Annotated in this window: 24 protein-coding genes; 14 read left to right on the top strand and 10 right to left on the bottom strand. The window is 53.0% G+C overall.

Annotated elements, in window-relative coordinates; all coding sequences use genetic code 11:
• Positions 1-9: 9 nt before the first annotated feature.
• From ACQ66Q_RS01405 to ACQ66Q_RS01425, 5 genes are all read right to left on the bottom strand, one after another.
• Positions 10-1,011 (bottom strand): ArsJ-associated glyceraldehyde-3-phosphate dehydrogenase, encoded by a 1,002-nt coding sequence (locus ACQ66Q_RS01405; protein WP_430455149.1) that lies wholly within the window; start codon positions 1,009-1,011, stop codon positions 10-12.
• A gap of 22 nt (positions 1,012-1,033) precedes the next feature.
• Positions 1,034-1,531 (bottom strand): tyrosine-protein phosphatase, encoded by a 498-nt coding sequence (locus ACQ66Q_RS01410; RefSeq protein ID WP_430455150.1) that lies wholly within the window; start codon positions 1,529-1,531, stop codon positions 1,034-1,036.
• A gap of 24 nt (positions 1,532-1,555) precedes the next feature.
• Positions 1,556-2,572 carry an ACR3 family arsenite efflux transporter gene (gene arsB, locus ACQ66Q_RS01415; RefSeq protein ID WP_430455151.1) on the bottom strand — a complete coding sequence of 339 codons (1,017 nt, stop codon included), beginning with the start codon at positions 2,570-2,572 and terminating at the stop codon, positions 1,556-1,558.
• A 114-nt stretch (positions 2,573-2,686) separates the two neighbouring features.
• Positions 2,687-3,034 carry a metalloregulator ArsR/SmtB family transcription factor gene (locus ACQ66Q_RS01420; RefSeq protein ID WP_430455152.1) on the bottom strand — a complete coding sequence of 116 codons (348 nt, stop codon included), beginning with the start codon at positions 3,032-3,034 and terminating at the stop codon, positions 2,687-2,689.
• A gap of 179 nt (positions 3,035-3,213) precedes the next feature.
• Positions 3,214-3,924 carry a YebC/PmpR family DNA-binding transcriptional regulator gene (locus tag ACQ66Q_RS01425; RefSeq protein ID WP_430455153.1) on the bottom strand — a complete coding sequence of 237 codons (711 nt, stop codon included), beginning with the start codon at positions 3,922-3,924 and terminating at the stop codon, positions 3,214-3,216.
• 121 nt (positions 3,925-4,045) lie between these two features.
• Here ACQ66Q_RS01425 and ACQ66Q_RS01430 point away from each other — a divergent pair, with 121 nt between their 5' ends.
• The 14 genes from ACQ66Q_RS01430 to ACQ66Q_RS01495 all read left to right on the top strand — a co-directional run bounded on the left by ACQ66Q_RS01430 (position 4,046) and on the right by ACQ66Q_RS01495 (position 17,475).
• Entirely contained in the window at positions 4,046-4,486 is a 441-nt protein-coding gene (locus ACQ66Q_RS01430; protein WP_430455154.1) for a cytochrome b562, read from the top strand.
• Between the two features lie 160 nt (positions 4,487-4,646).
• Complete coding sequence (locus ACQ66Q_RS01435) at positions 4,647-5,372, top strand: thermostable hemolysin (RefSeq protein ID WP_430455155.1); 726 nt, start codon at positions 4,647-4,649, stop codon at positions 5,370-5,372.
• A gap of 7 nt (positions 5,373-5,379) precedes the next feature.
• Positions 5,380-6,867 (top strand): AMP-binding protein, encoded by a 1,488-nt coding sequence (locus ACQ66Q_RS01440; RefSeq protein WP_430455156.1) that lies wholly within the window; start codon positions 5,380-5,382, stop codon positions 6,865-6,867.
• Positions 6,868-6,916: 49 nt separating this feature from the next.
• Positions 6,917-7,621, top strand: coding sequence for a TenA family transcriptional regulator (locus tag ACQ66Q_RS01445; protein WP_430455157.1), 705 nt, complete (start codon positions 6,917-6,919; stop codon positions 7,619-7,621).
• On the top strand, positions 7,621-8,418 hold the full coding sequence (locus ACQ66Q_RS01450) for an SDR family oxidoreductase (protein ID WP_430458521.1): 798 nt from the start codon (positions 7,621-7,623) through the stop codon (positions 8,416-8,418). Before ACQ66Q_RS01445 ends, ACQ66Q_RS01450 begins: the two co-directional genes overlap by 1 nt.
• Positions 8,419-8,429: 11 nt before the next feature.
• On the top strand, positions 8,430-9,077 hold the full coding sequence (locus tag ACQ66Q_RS01455) for a tetratricopeptide repeat protein (protein ID WP_430455158.1): 648 nt from the start codon (positions 8,430-8,432) through the stop codon (positions 9,075-9,077).
• A 54-nt stretch (positions 9,078-9,131) separates the two neighbouring features.
• Complete coding sequence (locus tag ACQ66Q_RS01460; RefSeq protein ID WP_430455159.1) at positions 9,132-9,791, top strand: response regulator; 660 nt, start codon at positions 9,132-9,134, stop codon at positions 9,789-9,791.
• Complete coding sequence (locus ACQ66Q_RS01465) at positions 9,788-11,116, top strand: sensor histidine kinase (protein WP_430455160.1); 1,329 nt, start codon at positions 9,788-9,790, stop codon at positions 11,114-11,116. Before ACQ66Q_RS01460 ends, ACQ66Q_RS01465 begins: the two co-directional genes overlap by 4 nt.
• Before the next feature lie 20 nt (positions 11,117-11,136).
• Positions 11,137-11,526 carry a cupredoxin domain-containing protein gene (locus tag ACQ66Q_RS01470; RefSeq protein WP_430455161.1) on the top strand — a complete coding sequence of 130 codons (390 nt, stop codon included), beginning with the start codon at positions 11,137-11,139 and terminating at the stop codon, positions 11,524-11,526.
• Positions 11,523-12,254, top strand: a complete 732-nt coding sequence (locus tag ACQ66Q_RS01475; RefSeq protein ID WP_430455162.1) for a hypothetical protein — start codon at positions 11,523-11,525, stop codon at positions 12,252-12,254. The genes ACQ66Q_RS01470 and ACQ66Q_RS01475 overlap by 4 nt, the downstream gene beginning before the upstream one ends.
• On the top strand, positions 12,251-12,973 hold the full coding sequence (locus ACQ66Q_RS01480; protein WP_377241774.1) for a hypothetical protein: 723 nt from the start codon (positions 12,251-12,253) through the stop codon (positions 12,971-12,973). The genes ACQ66Q_RS01475 and ACQ66Q_RS01480 overlap by 4 nt, the downstream gene beginning before the upstream one ends.
• A gap of 162 nt (positions 12,974-13,135) precedes the next feature.
• Complete coding sequence (locus ACQ66Q_RS01485; RefSeq protein ID WP_430455163.1) at positions 13,136-15,130, top strand: LTA synthase family protein; 1,995 nt, start codon at positions 13,136-13,138, stop codon at positions 15,128-15,130.
• A gap of 123 nt (positions 15,131-15,253) precedes the next feature.
• Entirely contained in the window at positions 15,254-16,111 is an 858-nt protein-coding gene (locus ACQ66Q_RS01490) for an MBL fold metallo-hydrolase (protein WP_430455164.1), read from the top strand.
• A 194-nt stretch (positions 16,112-16,305) separates the two neighbouring features.
• Positions 16,306-17,475 (top strand): DUF547 domain-containing protein, encoded by a 1,170-nt coding sequence (locus tag ACQ66Q_RS01495; protein ID WP_430455165.1) that lies wholly within the window; start codon positions 16,306-16,308, stop codon positions 17,473-17,475.
• Between the two features lie 63 nt (positions 17,476-17,538).
• Here the strand turns inward: ACQ66Q_RS01495 and ACQ66Q_RS01500 are convergent, their stop codons facing one another.
• From ACQ66Q_RS01500 to ACQ66Q_RS01520, 5 genes are all read right to left on the bottom strand, one after another.
• Positions 17,539-17,841, bottom strand: coding sequence for a hypothetical protein (locus ACQ66Q_RS01500; RefSeq protein ID WP_430455166.1), 303 nt, complete (start codon positions 17,839-17,841; stop codon positions 17,539-17,541).
• 148 nt (positions 17,842-17,989) lie between these two features.
• A complete protein-coding gene (locus tag ACQ66Q_RS01505) occupies positions 17,990-19,444 on the bottom strand; it encodes a protein adenylyltransferase SelO (protein ID WP_430455167.1) in 1,455 nt (484 codons plus the stop codon).
• Complete coding sequence (locus ACQ66Q_RS01510) at positions 19,444-19,842, bottom strand: ribonuclease E inhibitor RraB (protein ID WP_430455168.1); 399 nt, start codon at positions 19,840-19,842, stop codon at positions 19,444-19,446. The genes ACQ66Q_RS01505 and ACQ66Q_RS01510 overlap by 1 nt, the downstream gene beginning before the upstream one ends.
• A 71-nt stretch (positions 19,843-19,913) precedes the next feature.
• Positions 19,914-20,528, bottom strand: a complete 615-nt coding sequence (locus tag ACQ66Q_RS01515) for an ACP phosphodiesterase (RefSeq protein WP_430455169.1) — start codon at positions 20,526-20,528, stop codon at positions 19,914-19,916.
• Positions 20,525-21,415 carry a DMT family transporter gene (locus ACQ66Q_RS01520; protein WP_430455170.1) on the bottom strand — a complete coding sequence of 297 codons (891 nt, stop codon included), beginning with the start codon at positions 21,413-21,415 and terminating at the stop codon, positions 20,525-20,527. The genes ACQ66Q_RS01515 and ACQ66Q_RS01520 overlap by 4 nt, the downstream gene beginning before the upstream one ends.
• Between the last annotated feature and the right edge of the window lie 34 nt (positions 21,416-21,449).

Raw genomic sequence — 21,449 nt, forward strand, 5'->3', positions numbered from 1 at the left:
TCCTTCCGTTTAAGCCTGACCGACCAACCTGGCCAGTTCAACGGTGCGGTTGGCATAACCCCATTCATTGTCGTACCAGGCATAAATCTTCAGCTGGGTGCCGTTGACGACCATCGTCGACAGGGCATCAATAATGCAGGAACGCGGGTCGGTTTTATAATCGACAGACACCAGCGGCCGCTCTTCATAACCCAGAATGCCTTTCAGTTCTGCGTCTGCGGCGGCTTTGAACAGGCCATTGACTTCTTCGGCGCTGGTGGCACGATCCAATTCAAATACACAATCGGTTAAGGACGCATTGGCAAGCGGAACTCGCACGGCGTGGCCATTGAGCCGGCCTTTGAGCTCCGGAAAAATCTCGGTGATGGCGGTGGCAGAGCCGGTGGTGGTCGGGATCAGGCTGCTGCCACAAGCGCGGGCGCGGCGTAAGTCTTTGTGCGGCGTGTCCAGAATTGACTGGGTATTGGTTAAATCATGAATAGTCGTGATAGAGCCGTGTTTAATGCCTAAGTGCTGGTGGATCACTTTGACCACAGGCGCCAGACAGTTGGTGGTGCAACTGGCTGCAGTGACGATGCGATGGATAGCCGGGTCAAACAGCTGCTGATTAACGCCCATCACCACGTTCAGCACGCCGGGTTCTTTCACCGGCGCACTGACTACCACGCGCTTGACGCCCTGGTCCAGATAAGCTTGCAACAATGCCGTCGTTTTCATCTTGCCGGAGGCTTCAATTACCAGATCACAGCCAGACCAGTCGGTGTCGGCGATGGATTTATTGGCACTGACCTGAATGGTTTTGCCATTGATCCGGATGCTTTCACCTTCGGCGCTGGCTAAATGGGACCAACGACCATGCACCGAATCAAAATTCAGCAAATGGGCGAAAGTGGCGGCGTCTGCCGCCGGGTCGTTGATCTGGACAAATTCCAGTTCCGGCCAGTCAAATGCGGCCCGCAGTGCCAGCCGGCCGATCCGGCCAAAGCCGTTAATTCCTACTTTAATCGTCATTGTTGTTGCTCCAGAAACAGTCTCAGAGTGCGTTGAAATAGGCCAGATGCGGTGCCAGCGTTAACGCATAAGGCCGCAGCGCCTGAACCCGTTGTTTGGCTTCAATTTTATCCAGCCCGAGTTCCAGCAAAATTTGCGCGGCAACAAGTCCGGTGCGGCCTGAACCGCCTTTACAGTGGATGGCAACGTTCTCGCCCTGACGCAATAATGCGTGCACATAGGCGCTGGCCTGTTGCCAGTTTTGTGCAAAAGCCAGCCCTGGCGCCTGATCGTCTTCAATCGGGCAATGAAACCAGGCGAGGTCCAAAGCGCGGCATTGCGCCGGTAAGTCGGCAACCTGCAGCTGCTGCAGCTCGTGATCCGGTGTCAGTGTTATTACCGCTTTGGCGCCGGCGGCTTTCAGCTCAGCCAGTGCCACGGCCAGCGCGACACCTTTGGTGCCGGGGCAGGGCGTAAACAGCAAGGCTGCTGTCGCGCTGGTGCCGGGATTAATCAGCAGTTCGTCAAAAGGGTGGTGCATCATCATTCTCCATCAACTGTATTTTTAACTGACAAACCAGTGGCGGGTTCTATTGGCCACGGCCACCAGTGACAACATCACCGGAACTTCCACCAGCACGCCAACGACGGTGGCAAGCGCGGCACCGGAGTGCAGACCAAACAACGAAATAGCCACCGCTACCGCCAGCTCAAAAAAGTTGCTGGCGCCAACCATGCCGGCCGGCGCCGCAATATTGTGCGGCAGCTGCAATTTATAACCAGCAAAGTATGTCAGGGCAAAAATGCCATAGGTTTGCAGCAACAGCGGGATGGCAATGAGCACGATGGCCAATGGCTGCGTCAGAATGGTATGGGCCTGAAAACCAAACAACAACACGACGGTCGCGAGTAAACCAAAGACCGACCAGGGCTTAATCTGCGACAACAACAGGTTCAGCTGCTGCGGTGGCCGTTTCGCAAAGACTTTACGGGTCAGCACGCCGGCGCAAAGGGGTAAAACAACATAAAGCAGCACGGACAACATCAACGTGGACCAAGGTACTTTGATGTCAGCGACGCCCAGTAACAAGGCACTGATTGGCGCAAAGGCAAAGATCATAATGATGTCATTGACGGACACCTGAACCAGCGTGTAATTGGCGTCGCCTTTGGTCAGCTGACTCCAGACAAACACCATCGCTGTGCACGGTGCAACACCTAATAAAATCATGCCGGCGATATATTCTGTTGCAGTGTTCGGATCGACCCAGTCGACGAACAATACGCGGAAAAATAACCAACCGAGCAGCGCCATGGTAAATGGCTTAATTAGCCAGTTCACGACCAGCGTCAGCACAATGCCTTTGGGTTTTTTGCCGACATTTTTCAGCGCGCTGAAGTCAATTTGCACCATCATTGGATAAATCATTACCCAGATAAACAATGCAATCACCAGATTGACCTGTGCAAATTCCAGTGCCGCGACCGTCTGGAACCAGCTGGGCAGCATCTCACCGGCCACAACTCCGACTACCATAGCAAGTGCTACCCAGACCGATAAATAGCGTTCAAATAATCCCATGATTGCTCCAGCTGCTAGCGGGGTGAGGTAAGCGGATAAGCCTGTGCCATGGCCGCAATTTTACTGTTGTCTGCTTGTTGCTGCCTGTGCTCACGACTTGGCTGGCGACAGGGTTCAGGGGCAACATGACCGCGTCCGCTCCGGTCTTTCCCCCATGCTGCACAGATTGGTCAGCAGCGGTGTGATCAACGGCTGATTCTGCTGCAGGGTCCGGCTGATGCTGTCAGCGGCCCAGCCCGGTAAAGCGGGATTGAGCCGGTAAAACACCCACTGACCCTGGCGGCGGTCCAGTAAAAGTTGTGATTTTCGTAACATCGCCAGATGGCGGGAGATTTTTGGCTGCGATAGATTTAACGCCGTGGTCAGCTCACAGACACAAAGTTCACCTTCACGGGCAATCAGCAAAATCGTATGCAGTCGGGTTTCATCAGCAAGTAATTTAAAAAATTCAACAGGTTGCATAGACTCCCTCAGCAACTAGACCCTTTGCTTTATATATCTGGATAATAATATATGTGTTTTATCATATGTTTTACCAGCGATATGTCAATAGTTTCACAAATCGCCGACGCTATCTGTGCGACAGCGCAATAAAAAAGCCGGCTTGCGCCGGCTTTTTTATTGCAGAGATCCAAACTGAATTATTCAGCCAGACCGACGTAAACGTGTTGGACGTCATCGTCATCTTCAATCGCTTCAAGGAAGTGTTCGACTTCAGCCAAGGCTTCCGCCGACAGCGACGCCATGCTAACCGGATTATTCGGTTTATAAATTAGCTTGGCGGCAGACACAGTAAACCCAAATTCTGGCAGCGCTTTGGCAACTAAATCCAAATCGGTCGGCTCGGTGTAAAACACCGCATCGCCTTCTTCACCGGCTTCAAAATCTTGTGCACCGGCTTCTATCGCAGCCATTTCGATATCAGCGTCTGCATTGGCAGGAGAAGCATCAATCTGACCTAAGCGTTTGAAATCCCAGGATACTGAGCCAGAAGAGCCCAACTGACCTTTGCGGAATAACACACGGATACTTTGTGCTGAGCGGTTTTTGTTGTCAGTCAGACATTCGACAATCACCGGCACCTGATGCGGTGCAAAACCTTCATAGACGATATGTTCGTAGTTCACTGGGCCGTCGAGCAGACCGGCGCCTTTTTTGATGGCGCGTTCCAGTGTTTCTTTTGGCATTGACGCTTTGCGTGAGGCTTCAATCGCCATGCGCAGTTTGGAATTCATTGCCGGATCAGCGCCGTTGCGCGCTGCAACCATGACTTCTTTTGCCAGTTTGGTAAAAAGTTTGCCTTTTGCCGCGGAGGCATCAGCTTTGTGTTTGGATTTCCATTGCGCGCCCATGGCTGCTCTCTCACTTATTTTAACTTCGGAAAAAACCGCCGTAGTCTAGCCAATCCAACAGTCTGAGGCAACATTACTGACCGGCTGTGGTAGACTGCTGCGGTCTTTTTCTGGAGTAGTGATGATGAAACTGGTGTCTTTAATTTCTGTAGCCTCGGTGTTGTTGGTTGGGCTTACGTTGCAACCAACGTTGGTACGGGCAGAAGAACCGGTTGCGGCCGCTGTGGCAGCGACCACCGATGTTGAAGCGACGATGAAAAAAATTGGCTTCAATTTTAAGCAGGCGATGCAGGCGACTGAAGTGCCGGTGATGCAGGAAAAAGTACTGGTGATGGCTGAACTGGTTGCATCGGTGCAGGCATATCAGTTTACCCCTGAGAAGCAGGTGGTATTTCAGCAGGGGCTCGACAAAGTGGCCGCGCAGCTGACGCTGGTACAGGGCGCGTTAGCCAAACAAGATTTGGCAACCGCCAAACAACTGCTGGGCGAAGTCGACAGTCTGAAAAAGCAATATCACAAAGAACGGTCTCCATCATTCTGGCAGTTAATTTTTGGTGGCTAATCTACCACTACGCCAAAATAGTTATAAAAATAATCATATATATTTCAATAGATTAATTTAATTCAGCTATAAAATTTGCAACCTTAATTTGCCTTAAGGTTGCTTTAAGTTTCCCCCGCCAGAATCAGCAACATCAGAGAAAACCTGTGGAGAGGTTGAAATGACTGCTGCTGTAACTCTATCCCCGGTTGAATACCTGCCGCCACTGGCTTTCAAAGATTGTCAGTCTGGCGTTGCGACCGACAAGCAATCTGCACAACTGCTGTGGTGTGACAGTAATCACACCGAGCGCCACAGTCTGGAACAATTTATCGCTGGTGGCTTTGCTGCCGCCTATGACGCTCATATCAGTCAATTTATGCCGCATTTGCTGGCTGTCACGCTGCATGGTCAGTGGCAGGCTGTACTGGGTATTCGCAGCGGTCTGGCGCCACGCCTGTTTGTTGAACAATATCTTGATGCGGATATCTGCACTGTGCTGGCCGGCGCCGGCATTCAGACCCAGCGTGCGCAGGTTGCCGAGATTGGCAATCTGTACGCCAGTGGCCGTCAACAAACCTTATTACTGTTTATCGCAATGGCTGTTGCACTGTATCAACAGGGTTACCGTCATCTGGTGTGCTGCGCCACGCCGACAGTGATGTCAATGTTAAGCCGTCATGGCCTGCAGTTAAATGTGCTGGCGGAAGGCGACCCAAGCCGGTTAGGCGATGCCGCGGCCGATTGGGGCAGTTATTACCAGCGTCATCCGCAGGTTTGCCAGCTGGACTTAACTGCGGCTTACCAACTGATCATGGCAAAACCGCAGTTACAGCAAATGCTGAGTGGTTTTCTGCCACTGCTGCAAAGCGCAGGCGCCAGCCTGTCTGAACAAGCCGGTCATTAGGAGCAGTATGATGAAGTTGAATATTCCTGCCGGCGCCCGCCTTACTGATTTAGTCAGCGGGCAATCTCTGGATCAAACCGCCATTGCGGCTGCAGTGCTGGAGTGGCAGCAACTGCTGCAAGACCTGTCGGCCCGGCGTTTAGTGTTATGGGCTGATACCAGTCTGGATTGGGTGTTGTTAGATATCGCCTGTCTGCACAGCCAACAGTTATTCGTGCCAATGCCGCTGTTTGCCAGTCAGGGCCAGTTGGCCCATGTGTTGGCCAGCGTCGGCCCGGAGTTTTTATTCAGTGACCGTGAACTACCAACTGAAGCTACGCGCCAGCTTGGCCTGACTTTACGCGGTCGCTGCCGGAGCTTTTATCTGTACCAGACGTCGACTGAGCTACAGCAAAAAGCCTTACCGGTTCCGGCTGGCACGCAAAAAATCACTTTTACCTCTGGCTCAACCGGCCAGCCTAAAGGCGTCTGTCTGTCGGTGCAAACCCAGCTGAATACAGCGCAAAGCCTGGTTGAACGCATTGCACCACGGCTAGAAAACGTGACCCGCCCGCGGCATTTGTGCCTGCTGCCGCTGTCGTTATTGCTGGAAAATATCGCCGGCGTTTATGCACCGTTATTAGCCGGCGGTGAAGTGCTGCTGATGCCGGATGCCGGCCGTGGTTTTGCCGGCAGCAGTCTGGCCAATCCGCAACAATTACTGGGCCTGATTAGTCAGACCCAACCACATAGCCTGATCTTAGTACCGGAATTGCTGCAACTGCTGGTACAGGCGGCGCTAAAAGGCTGGCCAGTGCCTGCCAGCCTGCAGTTTATCGCGGTCGGTGGCGCCAAAGTGGCGGTCGACACCTTACGCCAGGCTGCAGCGCTCAAACTGCCAGTGTTTCAGGGTTATGGCTTAAGTGAATGTGGCTCGGTCGTCGCACTTTGCAGTGTCGACGCTGCGCACGCCAGCGATGAAGCATTACAAAGCGCCGGCAAACCACTGGCGCATCTGGAAGTGCGTATTGAACAAGGCGAAATTCAGGTTAAAACGCCATTTCTTGGTTACATGGGACAAAGCGAGGCGCAAGCCGACGCATGGGTTGCCACTGGCGATTTAGGCCAGTGGAGTGCGGATGGCGATTTACAAATTCTGGGCCGGCGCAACAACTTATTGATTTCAAGCTTTGGCCGCAATATTTCGCCGGAATGGGTCGAAAGTGAACTGACTAAAACCGGTTTGATCCAGCAGGCTGTGCTGTGTGGCGATGCGAAACCTTATTGTGTTGCGCTGTTGTATGCCGCGCCAACGGTCAGCGATGCCCAGCTGGCGGATTATCTCGACTGGCTGAATCAGCAGCTGCCGGACTATGCCCGGGTCGCGCGTTTTTATCGCCTGAACACGCCTTTGTCACAAGCGGAAGGCACCTTAACAACCAACGGCCGGCCACGCCGGGCCAGCATTCAACAAACATATCTGCAACAGATCGCCGCGTTGTATCCGGCTGACTGAAAGACTGAACCTAATTTTTAGCGGACCACCGCTGTTTCCGGAGTGACTTATGAGCTTTTACCAGACTTTATTGCAAGCAACTGAACAAGACCGTCAATACCTGCTGGGCGCGCCTATTATTGCCCGTTGCTTCCATGGCGATATCAGCCGCGATGACTATGTTGCTTTCCTGACGCAGGCCTATCACCATGTCAAACACACAGTGCCATTGCTGATGAGCGTTGGCGCCTTGTTACCGGAATCAAAAGAATGGTTACGTGAAGCAGTGGCGGAATATATCGAAGAGGAACTGGGTCACCAGGAATGGATCCTGAACGATATCAAGCGCAGTGGTTATGACAAAGAAGTGGCAAGACACAGCACGCCGTCTTTTGCCACTGAAATGATGGTGTCTTACGCCTATGACATGGTGCGCCGGATCAATCCGGTTGGTTTTTTTGGCATGGTGCTGGTGCTGGAAGGCACGTCAACCGCCCTGGCCGAGAATGCCGCCGAAACCATCGCGACCAAACTGCAGTTGCCAAAATCAGCGTTTAGCTACCTGACATCCCACGGTGCACTGGATCAGGACCACATCAAATTCTATGAAAACCTGATGAATAAAATCGACGACCCGGCTGATCAGGCGCTGATTGTGCACGCGGCGAAACGTTTCTACCGTTTATACGGCGATATTTTCCGCACGCTGACGCCAGAGCATGGCATCACCAAGCTGGCTGCCAAAGCAGATGCCGCCTCAGAGGAGGCGATTTGATGGAACTTCATGGCAAAACGGTATTACTGACCGGTGCCAGCGGTGGTATTGGTCAGGCGATCGCGCTGCAGCTGGCTGCTGCCGGCGCCCGTTTAGTGCTGGTTGCGCGCAATACGGCGCGTTTGGCTACGTTGCAGGCTGAGCTTGTAGCCAAACATCCGGCCGACCATCAGATTTTCAGCGCTGATTTGACCAATGCGCAAGAGCGACAAGATTTGCTGGCCTTTGTCCGCGACCTGCAAGGGATAGATCTGCTGATTAACAACGCCGGCATCAGCCAGTTTGGTCTGGTGGCGCAGCAGGATTATGCCACGCAGCTCAGCACCAACCTGCTGATGCCAATGTTATTAACCCAGACTTTGTTACCCGAATTACAGCGCAAATCCGCTGCGATGATAGTCAATGTCGGCTCCGCTTTTGGCAGCATCGGTTACCCGGGTTTTACCGGCTATAGCGCCAGTAAATTTGGTTTGCGTGGCTTTACTGAAGCGCTGAAACGCGAGTTGTCGGACAGTGCGGTGCAAGTACTGTATTTCGCACCACGCGCCACTGACACGGCGATTAACAGTGATGCGGTGGTCGCGATGAACCGTGAACTGGGGAATCAAAGTGATAGCCCGGCTTTAGTGGCTGCAGCTTTGGTACAGCAAATTCAACAGAATCAGGCGCGGCGCTTTATTGGCTGGCCAGAACAATTATTCGTGCGGGTCAATGCAGTCCTGCCCGGTATCGTCGACAAAGCACTGGCCGCCAAACTGGCCGTGATCCGTCGTTACGCGCAACTTTCCCAACATTAAGGCTTATCACCATGAAAGTATCCATCAAACACTTATTCGCTGCTGTGACCTTGTTGGCCAGTTCTACCGTGCTGGCTGACGTGTTGGCTGACATTAAACCGCTACAGGACCGCTGGGCGGAAGTGAACTATGCACTGCCGGAAGATGACCGTGAAAAAGCCTTTGCCGAACTGCTGGCCAATGCGGACAAAGTGGTTGGCAGTAATCCGGATAAAGCCGAAGCGCTGATTTGGCGGGGCATCATCAAATCAAGTTACGCCAATGCCAAAGGCGGTTTAGGCGCATTGTCAGTCGCTGAAGGCTCCAAAGCCGACTTAGAGCAGGCGCTTAAACTGGATCCAACCGCTTTACAAGGTTCAGCCTATACCAGCCTTGGCGTGTTGTATGCAAAAGTGCCGGGTTGGCCAATTGGTTTTGGCGATAACAAAAAAGCCAAAGAATTGCTGTTAAAAGCGCTGGAGCAAAACCCACAAGGGATTGATCCAAATTACTTTTACGCCGATTATTTAGCAGGAAAACGCGACTGGGCAGAAGCTTTGCGTTATCTTGAAATTGCCAAAGCGGCACAGCCTCGTCCGGGCCGTGAAAGTGCTGATGCTGGCCGGCAGCAGGAAATTGCTGCATTACTGGCCAAAGTGCAGAAAAAACTGAAAAAATAACAGTCATATAGACCCCGAACCTTCAAGGATGACGGGTCTGCATACGGAGAACAGATGCGGGTATTGTTGGTAGAAGATGATCAGGCGTTGGCGCAAGGGGTGCAGTTAGCCCTGAGCGATCAAGGCTTTGCGGTAAACCATGTCAATACCGGCGCGGCGGCGCTGTCCAGTATCCGCAGCGGCGATTGTGACGCTGTGGTACTGGATTTGGGCTTGCCGGATATGGATGGCCTCGATGTATTAAAGCAAACCCGCCATAAATTCCCGCGCTTGCCGGTGCTGGTTTTGACCGCCCGCGACGGTGTTGATGACCGCATCCGCGGTTTAGATTTAGGTGCCGACGATTATCTGGTCAAGCCTTTTGCATTGCCCGAACTGTTCGCCCGGCTGCGCGTCATTGAACGCCGGCTTGGCACTGCGACCAGTCATTTGATCACCGTAGGTCCGGTGGTGCTCGACAGCAGCGCGCATCAGGTGCAGGTTGATGGTGAAGCATTGACGCTGTCGCGGCGCGAATATGTGCTGCTGAAACTGCTGCTGGAATCAGCTGGCCGCATCAAAACCCGCGAACAAATTGAAGCCAGTCTATACGCCTGGGGCGAAGAAGTCGCCAGTAATGCACTCGAAGTGCATATCTCTAATTTGCGCAAAAAACTGCCAAAAGACTTTATCAAAACCGTGCGTGGCGTGGGTTACAGCGTGAGTGCGGCATGACTTCAATCCGGCGTTATCTGGTGACTTTGTTAATCGCCTTGCTGACGCTGACCAGTTTTTTAGCTGCGCTGCAAAGTTACCGTCAAAGTAGCGCCCAGGCGCAGAAACTATTTGATGAAGATCTCAAAGCGCTGGCCGCCAGCGTGCTGGCACCTTATCAACATACCAATTCACAGACTGCGGCGAATATGGCCCAGGCCAACGCCATCCAGTTGTGGCAGGGCGACCGTCTGCTCTACCACAGCGCGCAAACACCAAACACCTTAGTCAGCCCGCAGGATGGTTACAGCGAGCAAAACTTTGCCGGTAAACGCTGGCAGACGTTTCGCCAGACCGTGGACGATTTGACGGTGATTGTCGCGCAGCCACTACAGGACCGGCTGGCATTGTCGGATCAGGTGGTGCTGGCATCGATTTATCCGGTGGTGCTCAGTCTGCCGCTGCAGGCGTTGCTGATTTGGCTGCTGGTTGGCCGTGGCTTGAAGCCCTTGCTGGAACTGGCGCGGCAACTGACACAAAAAAAAGCCGACGATTTATCGCCGTTAAAACTGGCGCAAACCCCGCAGGAACTGGACCAGATGCTGTCGAGTACCAATCAGTTACTGGCGCGGCTGGATGACGCTTTTGCCCGCGAAAAACGATTTGCTGCCGATGTGGCGCATGAACTCAGAACGCCGCTGGCCGTATTACAGGTAAACCTGCACAATGCGCAGCAACGCTGGCGTGAGGCGGGTCTGGCCGATCCGGACCAGATCATGCCGGCTTTGCAGGATGGTGTCAGCCGGATGAGCGCGCTGATTGAACAAATCATGTTGTTAAACCGGACCAATCCGGCGCATTTTTCTGCCAAACTGCAGAAACTGGATTTAGCGGTGTTATGCCGCGACGTGGTGGCCGAGTTGTATCCGCAAATTGAACGGCGGCAGCAGCAAATCGCGCTGGAAGGCGACGAGCAGGTTTTACTCGATGGGGACGCCTTTGCGCTCAAACTGTTATTGATCAATCTGGTGGGCAATGCCAGCAAATACACGCCAGAACAAGGCCAGATCCAGCTGACATTACAGCAAGAAGGGCAAAAAGTAAGGCTGTTGGTGGAGGATTCAGGCCCAGGTATTGCGCCGGAGGAGTATTCGCGGGTGTTTGAACGTTTTTATCGGGTCGGTGGGGACCGGCATCAGTCCGGCCAGCCCGGCAGTGGTTTGGGCCTGGCGATAGTGCAGGATATCACGCTGTTGCATCAGGGGAGTCTGACGCTTGGCCGTTCAGTGCTGGGTGGGTTAGCAGTGACATTGGAGTTGCCATTGTGCCATCAAAGCCATTTATAAGTCCGTTGTTCGCAAGACCTGTGAAACAGAGCCGGCGCCTTGCGCTGTGGCTACGGTTTAGCCTGTTGCTTGGCAGCTGCTGGTCCGCCTGGCTCGGTGCTGACGAGACGCCGGTATTTCGCCTGACGCTGAAAGATCATCTGTTTAGCCCAAGCACCCTGCAGGTGCCGGCCGGGCAAAAAGTCAAAATCATTATTCACAACCAGGACCCAAACCCGGAAGAGTTTGAGAGCTTTTCGATGAACCGGGAAAAAGTGATTTTGGGTGGCAGTTCCGGTGTGGTGTTTGTTGGCCCGCTGCAGCCCGGTACTTATCCGTTTAGCGGGGAATATAACCCCGACAGTGCCAAAGGCCAGCTGATTGCGCTGCCAGAAGAGCAGTGGCAAGCCTTGCAAGCCGGGGGGCGATGATGCTGATTAATACGGTCGTGCTGCTGCTGCGCGAATTATTACCGGTGGTGCTGCTATTGAGCTTGTTACTGGCCGCAAATCCGGCGGCGATGCGCGCTATTTTGCTGCGGGTCTTAGTTTTAGGCGCTCCTTTGCTGTTGCTGCAAAGTAGCCAATACCGCCATCTGGCTGAGCTGTGGGACGGACAGGGCCTTGAGTTCTGGTATGCCTGTTGTTATGGCCTCTGCGCACTGTTGATTGCCGCTTTGTTACTGCAAAAAAACCAGCATATCTGGTTGGCGGCGGCCGCAGTGGTGGCGTTGTTACTGATTAATGGCAGCAATCTGGTGTTGTATTTGTTTTTGTACCCCCGCCAGCTTGATGACAGTCAAAGCCTGTGGCTTGGCGTGGCGCTTGGCAGCGGCATTAGTCTGAGTATTGCCGTATTGATTTATCATCTGGTGCAGGAATTGCGGCTGTATTGGCGTCAAGTCGCTGCGGTATTGCTGTGTTTTAGCGCCGCCCGGCAAATCAGTGCAGCGGTGTTTATTTTGCACCAGATGGATTTGCTCGGAGGTGCGGCACCGATGCTGAGTCAGCACCTGTGGATCGATGAGAGTTCTGAATTGGGTTATTTTCTGAATGCACTGCTCGGCTATAAGTCCAACCCGAGTCAGGGCCAGTTGCTGGCGTGGAGCCTGACACTGATTTTGTTGCTGGTATTACGCCGGCGGGAGTTGAAGTCATGAACAGAAAAACCGGGGTGACAGCACTGGCCTGCGGCCTGCTACTGACCGGCTTTTGTGGTGCGGCGTTGGCCGATGGCCGTGTCGTTGATAAGGTGTATCACCCTTATGTCCAGCCATATGAGCAGGAATTTGAGTACCGCTACGTCTATCAAAAGCAAAACGAGCATCAGAACGATAACGATATGGTGCAAAAGTTGGGCTACGGCCGGGCTATTGCCGATCGGCTGGCGCTGGAACTCTATGTGATGGCCGAGCGCCGCTCGCCAGAAGATTACCACATCAGCGGCTATGAACTGGAAATGCGCTGGATGTTAACCGAACAAGGTCAATACAGTGCCGACTGGGGCATGTTGTTTGAGCTGGAACGAGTGAATCATCTTGGTAATTACGAATTTACCACCGGTCTGTTGATGGAAAAGGAATTTGGCCCAACCAGCCTGACGTTAAACGCGCTGGCGGTGTACGAGTGGGGTAACACCATCGAAAACGAGCTGGAAGGCGAGTTCCGGCTGCAATATCGTTATCGTTATCTGCCGCAGCTGCAACCGGCCTTTGAGTTTTATGCCGGCGAGAATTACAAAGGTGCCGGCCCGAGCCTGATGGGCGTACAAAAATTTGAGCAAATGAAAATGCTGAAATGGGAACTGGCGGTGATCTTTGCCATTGATGCAGCGACGGTCAATAACACGCTGCGGTTTGCGCTGGAGTATGAGTTCTGATGGATAACCTTGTCAGCGCTGGTCGGCGCAGCCAGCACTTGCTGTTCAAGGTTAATTTATGTAAGTTTTGTGACTCGATGTGCATGGCGCGACCTTAAGGTTTATTTAAGTTTCTGCCCACACAATGCCCAATGTATAAATATAACAAGTTGCAGGGTTTAGATGTCACAGCAATCTTTTCTGGGTCGCCTCAGCGGTCCCTATCTGGTATTCACGCATTTTATTATTCTGGCCCTGGTTGGCTTAACGCTAAGCCGCGTGGCCTTGATGTTATGGCAATGGGAACGGGTGCAGGCGGCCGGCAATCCGGCTTGGATGTTAGTGCAGGGCGTGCGTGCCGATCTCATTTTGCTGGGGCTATTATTGGTCATCCCCGTCCTGCTGGCACCGCTGCTGGCGATCTCCCGCTGGCAACGCCTATGGCGGCGTTTTAGTTATGTCTGGTGCTTGATTGCACTGACTTTATTGATTTTTATCGAATTATCGACGCCATCATTCCTGCTGCAATATGACGTACGGCCCAATCGGTTATATATCGAATATCTGAAGTATCCAAAAGAAGTATTCAGTACCTTATGGCATGGCTTTCGCGTGCCGCTGATTTTGGGGACTGCATTGACCGGGCTGCTGGTGTTTTTAGCGATGCGGCGTTTACGCGCAGTCGCAGCGCAACAAGGCTGCACCTCGAATACAAAACTCTGGCTGACCTGGCCGCTGGTGGTGGTGTTGGTATTCATCTGTATCCGTTCAACCACACAACACAGACCGGCCAATCCGGCATTATTTGCTATCACGCCGGATGCGATGGTCAATTCGCTGATCATCAGCTCAGGTTATTCGGTGCTGTATGCGATTTACAGTCTGCGCCATGAAGCGCGCTCTACTGAAATGTATGGCAAGCTCGACGAAGCAACGATGCTGAAACAAGCACTGGACTGGCCCTGGCTGAAACACTATCAGTTTAATAATCCAGCGCAGCCGACCTGGCATCAGCAGCAAGCGACTATCCAACGCGACAAGCCATTGAATCTGGTGATTGTGCTGCAGGAAAGCATGGGCGCGACTTTTGTGGAGTCGCTCGGTGGTGTGCCGGTGACGCCTGAGCTGGAGTCCCTAAAGCAACAAGGTTTGTGGTTTGAACAGCTGTATGCCACCGGTACCCGTTCAGTGCGTGGCATCGAAGCCGTCGTGGCAGGCTTTGCTCCCACACCTGCGCAAAGCACGGTGAAGCTTTCTAATAGTCAGCAGAATTTCACCACGCTGGCGTCCGTGTTAAAAGCGGCTGGCTTTCATACGCAGTTTATTTATGGCGGTGAAGCGCATTTTGACAATATGCGCAGCTATTTCACCGGCAACGGTTTTAGTCAAATTGTCGATATCAATCAGATTAAACAACCTAACTTTGTCGCCAGCTGGGGCGCCAGTGACGAGGATTTGTTTGATAAAGCCGATGCAGAGTTGACCCGACTGCAGCAGCAGCGTCAGCAAAGCGGCCAGCCATTTTTTAGTCTGGTTTTCACGTCCAGTAACCACGAACCTTTTGAATTTCCCGATGGCCGTATCGACTTACATGAAGAGCCAAAAAATACCGTCAATAACGCGGTGAAGTACGCCGACTGGGCGATGGGACAGTTCTTTAAAAAAGCCCGGCAGAGCAGCTATTGGCAGGACACGCTGTTTCTGGTGGTCGCCGACCATGACAATCGCGTTTATGGCTCAAACCTCATTCCGGTGGAGAAATTCCGCATTCCGGGCCTCATTTTAGGTGCCGACACCAAAGCTGGTACCATTGATACGCTGGCAAGTCAGATCGATCTGGCGCCGACCTTGTTGTCGATGCTGGGGGTCAGCAGTTGCCATCCGATGATTGGCCGGGATCTGACGCTCGACAGCACGTCACCGGGGCGAGCGCTGATCCAGTTTGAGCAGTATTTTGCGCTGAAACAGCCAGACGGCCTGACCATCTTAAAACCGGACGGAACTGTGGTGCGCGCCACCTACGACGAAGCAAAGAAAACACTGCATTTGAGCGATTTACCGGCTAGCCGCCTGCAATATGAGCAAGCCTTGGCACAAGTTCAGTTGCCGTCCTATTTGTATCGGGAAACCAAGTACAAGAGTGATCATCGCTGCGACACGCCAGTGGTCGCACCTTAAGGTGATTCTATAGGCAAAGGCTTGTGTCAGGGGACTGATCAGTTTTAGCGTCAGTATCGTAAGGTATTGAAGACAAAACTTAAGTACCAAACACCATTGCCCCCAGCACAGGAACCTTTGCCAATGACTATCTCTGTTCGTTTAATCCCTGCTTTCGCGCTGCTTGGCAGCGCTTTGTTTGTCAGTTCTGTTTTGGCCGCCGATGCGCCAAAAGTTACCAGCCAGCAACTGGCACCACAGCTTTATCTGGTCAAAGGCAGTGGCGGCAATATTGCGGCAATGCTTGGCACAGACGGCGCTTTAATCGTTGATGCGCAGTTTGCCGCAACAGCACCACTGGTCAAAGCCGAGCTGGATCGGCTGCAAAGCGGCATCAGCGTCAATACGCTGGTCAACACGCATTTTCACAAAGACCATACCGACGGCAATGCTGCTTTGGCTGGCGGTGCCCGCATTATTGCGCACCAAGCGGTGCTGACCCGGTTGCAAAGCGATGCCAAATTTAACCAGGCCGGTTTACCAACCGAGACTTTTAGCGGTGAAAAAACACTGAGTCTGAATGGCCAGCAGGTAATGCTCAAGACGATGCCGATCAGCCATACCGATGGTGATTTAGTGGTGTGGTTTAAGGCGCAGAATGTGTTGCATATGGGCGATTTGTTTTTTGCTGACCGTTTTCCGTTTATCGACCTGAACAGCGGTGGCTCGGTCGCCGGTTATATCGCCAATACCAAGACCATTCTCAGTCAGGTAAACGACACCACCAAAATTATTCCGGGCCATGGCGATCTGATGGATAAAGCCGGTCTGCAGCGTTTTCTGACGATGATGGAGCAGACGCTCAGTGAAGTGCAGGCGATGAAGGCACAGGGGTTAAGCGCTGATCAGGCGGTGGCCAAAGGCTTGTCCGCGCAGTGGAAAAAATGGAGCTGGAATTTTATCACTGAAGAGAAGTGGATCCGGACCTTATATCAGGCGTGAGGGTACACTGAACAATCGACCTGAACAATCGACCTGAACAATTGACCTGAATAATCAGCCTGCAGGGAATGCCGGCAGGCTGGTTATTGTGAGTGAAATAATTGTAAGTGAAATAATTGTAATTAATAGTTGCAGCTTTGTTTTTCATTAGCTAGTGTGAATGTTGTAATGTAAATCAACAAGGACTGCCGCTGATGAAACTTCGCACTTCTGTCTCTGTTATCGCCGCTCTGCTGTTATGTCCGGTATTGACGTCCGCCGCCTTTGCAACGCCTGCTGTAACGGCGCAGCCAGCACAGACCCAGTCTGAATTGCAAAATCAGACATTGCCCGCCAGTTTTTTTGGCGGTGTAGAGCAGGGCAAAAAAATCGATTATAAAGTGTTGGATTTTGTGCTTCGCACGTCGGTCCTCAGCGAAGGGATCCCACAACGCAGTACGGTACTGGAACGTGAACAACGTTACGATATTTACCGCAGCTATCCGCTTGGCGACCATTTTACTGCGCTCAGTGCCAATCGTTTTCATTTTGAAGAGTACCAGCATAATCCGGAAATGCGTGATGTGATTAGTCAGCTGCGTCGGCAGTTATCTGCAGTGCCTGAACAGACTCCACTCAATCAGCTGACTAAAAATGAACAACTGGCTTATTGGCTGAACCTGTATAACGTCACCGTGCTGGATGAAGTGATCAAAGTGTATCCACGCAAAGATTTAGCAGCGTTTTTACTCGGGACCACAGAACAACCTGGCTTGCTGAGTCAGAAGATCCTGACTGTTGCCGGTGTCCGGTTAAGTCTGGATGACATTCAGTTTGCGATTCTGCCGAAACAATTTCCGCAGCAGCCGGAAGTGATTTATGGCCTGTATCAGGGCATTATCGGCAGCCCGAATCTTCCGGCTTTTGCCTACACCGGCAGCAATGTGCAGCAGCAATTGGTGAAAAATGCCGCTGAGTTTATTAACTCCAACCGCGGGACTTTACCAAAAGGGACCTTAGGTTTCCGGGTCTCCAGTTTTTACCAACGCAGCGCGGCTTATTTCCCGGATTTCCAGGCAGACCTGCGCAAACACTTAGCCACCTATCTGCGCCTGGATGAACAACCTTATCTACAGGGCAGTAAAACTATCCTGACCAATTTGTCGAATTATTCAGTCACCGATGTCTACGGTACTTTACCCAACACCAAGGGCCATAAAACCGCCGTTCAAGTGGCGGCATTACCGTTAGGGCCGGTGGTTGCCCGTAAGCTGACTTTTGAGCAGCGAGAACGCTATCACTTACTGAAACAACGCGGTCAGACTATGCAAGCCAGCCAACCATCGGTCGCTACACCGGAAAAACAACCGGCGGCGGCGATCTAAAGTTGTCTTTTGCAAAACGAAAAAGCCCGCAGTGCGGGCTTTTTGCTTTGTGGCGTATCAGGACTACATCAGTTGTGGCGGTGTTTTGATGCCACGGGCATTGCGTTTACCGGCCAGTTCCAGTTCTGCCAGATGGAACAGATTGGTGAACACCAGTGGTGGGGCCGGATGGCCGAATTGTTCGATAAATGCAATGCGGGCTTGCTCGAGTAACTGGTTACACAGCTGGTCGTAGGCCGAATAACCGTCGTAGCTGAACGGTTCCTGCAGAGCCGCCAGTTCATGTTGTTGCTGCATCCGGATAAACCAGTTCAATAAAAACTCGTATTCTTTAACGTCGAGGATTTCCCGGCAATCCAGTCCCATCAGTGTGCTCCGGCCAGTATTGATAACCGTGGATAATGAAGCCTTTATAGTGCGACCTGAGCCTGGTGGATCAACCGCCAGTCGCTGAAAAACATGCCAGCGGATTGTTTATCCGCCCAACCCCAAACCCTGGCGCACTGGCCTGAATTTATGTGCCGCAAAAAGTCTGGTAGTTGCAAAAACTCGCCGGCGGCAACTCAGCCCAATGCGCATCATCGTCAAATGGCGTCAGGCTGGCTTTGGCAAACGCCTGGGCCGGACCGAAATCACCATGTAGCGCACTGTCGATAATTTGTTCAATGCGGAAGTTGCGCGGAATAAAAGCCGGATTTGCTCTTAACAGCTGTTGGCTTAGCGCTGTTGGGTCCACACTGACCTCAGCCAGGCGCTGCAGCCAGCGTTGTTGCCAGGCACTAAAAGTCACAGGTTCTGCAAATAGCTGGCCAGCCAGAGCGCCCGGCAGGTTGCCAGGTCGCGAAAGCTCCCGGAAAAACAACGTGAAATCAATGTGTTGCTGCGAAAGTAACGTCAACAGGTCATCTATCAGCGGTAAATCTGTGTCTAGCGGTGATGGTATGCCTAACTTGGCGGCAAACCGCTGCAGACGTGCGGCCTGATACAGTGCCGGGAAGTCGTTCAGCACAGTCATCGCGGCGGCGATGGCTTGTTGCTCGTCCTCATGCAGCAATACCAGTAATGATTCAGCCAGCCGGGCCAGATTCCACTGTGCGATCGGCGGCTGATTGCGATAGGCGTAGCGGCCCTGGCTATCAATCGAGCTGAAACTGGCGCTGGGATTAAAAGCATCGATAAAAGCGCAGGGGCCATAGTCGATGGTTTCGCCGCTGACAGTCATATTATCGGTATTCATCACGCCATGGACAAAACCAAGGCTCATCCAATGGGCAATCAGGTCGGCCTGTGCCGTCGCGACTGCACGCAACAACGCCAGATAAGGCTGTGCTTCATCGTGTAATTCAGGGTAATGCCGGGTGATGACATAATCGGCCAGCGCTTTGACATCCGCGCTGTTGCCATGGATCGAAGCATACTGAAAAGTCCCGATACGGATATGCGACGCCGCCACCCGCGTCAGCACTGCGCCTGGAACCCGCGTATCCCGGTAGATGGTTTCGCCGGTGGTGACCGCAGCCAGCGCGCGGCTGGTGCGCACGCCAACGGCCGCCATCCATTCGCTGATCAGGTATTCCCGCAGCACCGGGCCAAGCGCAGCGCGGCCATCGCCGCGGCGGGAAAATGGCGTCGGGCCTGCGCCTTTTAACTGCACATCAAAGCGTTTGCCGCTGAGGCTCAGCACTTCGGTCAGTAACAAAGCCCGGCCATCGCCTAAACGCGGCGCCAGCGAACCAAACTGATGGCCGGTGTAGGCCAACGCTGTCGGTTGCATCCACGGCGCCAGCTGATTGCCGCAAAAATACTGCAGACCGAGCGGCGTTTGTCTGGCGTCTTCTGGCCACTGCAACTCTGTCGCTAACGCAGCGTTAAACAGCAACCAGTCCGGTGCGGCTACAGGCGTAGGCGCCACTGTCTGATAAAACAGTGGGCCCAGCGTACGGTAAGTCAGTTCAGCGGTGAAAGGCATCAGTGGTGCTGATGATCGCAGTCAGCGTCACATTCATGGTCGTGATCGTCAGCGAATTCGTCGTCGCCGTCTTGATGTTGCATCACGCCCCAGCCATCGTTATGGCCACTGAATTTTTTGGCGAATTTATCCAGTTCAGCTTCTTTAGCGGTGATGACGCCATGGTCAGGGACCATGTTCAGTGAAACAATCAGTTCCCACTGGTCCAGGTCATTTAAATTCAGTTCGACTTCACCAGGTTGCTCCAGTTTGCTCATCGCTTCCAGCGCCTTTTCGGCTTTGTCGCGATTGGGGAATACCAGGTAAAAGTCCAGATCCAGCGGTTTAGTTAAATCCATGCCGGAATCGTGCATGGCTTGCAGCATATCGCCGTTGCCGTCGTCAGGAAATTGGCTCATATCAGCTCCGAAGAAAGAGAGGGAAGTAAATTGCAGCTAGTGTAACATTTTTTTTCGGCTGTGCAGGCGCTTTAGCCGGACGCTGTGCTGGTCGCCAGGGCAGTTTGTTCCGGCCCCAGTTGCTGGACATAGGCCTGCAGTTGTGGGTAAAACTGTAAAAACAGCTGGTTTAATTCGCTGTAATGTAAGCGTATTTCTTCAATGCTGCCGGAAAACTGGTTGGCAAAACGGATGCGGCCGGCGATACGATCCAGTGCCAGACCTATGTCTGCAAGACTGCGATAACTGGCAAACCAGTCGTGTTGCACGATGGACGTGACGGTGGCAGCCATCGCTGGTGGCATCATGGCGCGTTGCTGCCACAGGTCCTGATAAATCTGCTGGCACAAGGGAGCATAGGGCCGTTGTTCAAAACGCTGCCAATGCAGCAATAAAAAATGATCAAACAGCACATCGACCATCACCGGGGCAAAGCGCCGCCGCTGTGCACTGAACAAGGCTTTGGCCGCGCGCACCTCGCTGGCCGCATCGGTAAAGCGGTCGATAGCGCGATGGCGCAGCAGGCCGGCATAAACCGCCGGCGGCAGGGCGCTGACATCAACGCCATGACAAAAATCACCGAGCAAGTTACCAACACGGGCTTCGGCGTTATCTTCTGCCAGCACCAAATGAGCGAGGAAGTTCAAGCTTGCGGCCTGTGCTGCAGATCAGTCCGTACCGGTTTCTGTTGCTGATGTAACAACGATTGCACCAGACCCGCCAGTAATATCATCGCCACGCCACCGAGCTGCAGTGGGCTCAGCGTTTCGCTAAACAACCACCAGCCGGCCAGGATCACCGCGACAGGTTCGATATAAGCCAAGGTACCAAATACCCGCGTTGGTAAATGCTCCAGCGCGACAATCGCCAGATAAATCGCCAGAAAACCGGGGAAAAATCCGGCCAAAAATACCCACAGCAGCTCGTTTGTGTTCGGCAGCGGGGCAGCATTGAGAAACGGCAATACACAGAAAGCGCCGATAATCAGCTGATAAAACGCCCGTTGTAACGGCGATTCCGATTTGCCGCTGTGACGGTTTGCCAACAAAAAGCCGGTGTAGGTGACAAGCGACAGCATGCCATAGACAAAACCGGGCCACTGCGCTTCGGTCAGCACCAGGTCGAGTTTAAATTGCTGCAGCATGGCAAAGCCCAAAAACGACAGGGCAATCAGCAGCCCTGAAGCCAGATCCAGTTTTTCATGAAACAGGAAATGCGCGGCAATCGCCGCCAGCGCCGGCGCCAGATAAACCAGCATGATGGCGTTGGCAAGGCTGATAAAACTAATAGCCTTGAGAAAACACAACATAAAGCTTGCGAGCAAGACGCCATTTAGCACGATGCGCCGGTCCGGCTTTTGTTTCAGTTCTGCCTGTTTACCTAGCAACAGGACCAGAGCACCCAAACAAAGGGCGCCAACAAAAAGCCGGTAAAAAGTCAGTTCAGCCGCCGCCAGGCCCGACAAACGGGCAATGACGCCGCTGCTGGCCATCGACACGGCGGAGATTAATGCAAGGATCAGGTACAGGTTCACGACAACTCCAAACAGACTTTAAAGCCCGGTAGCT

It is taken from the genome of Rheinheimera sp. (genome assembly GCF_965283995.1).
Lineage (GTDB): Bacteria > Pseudomonadota > Gammaproteobacteria > Enterobacterales > Alteromonadaceae > Pararheinheimera.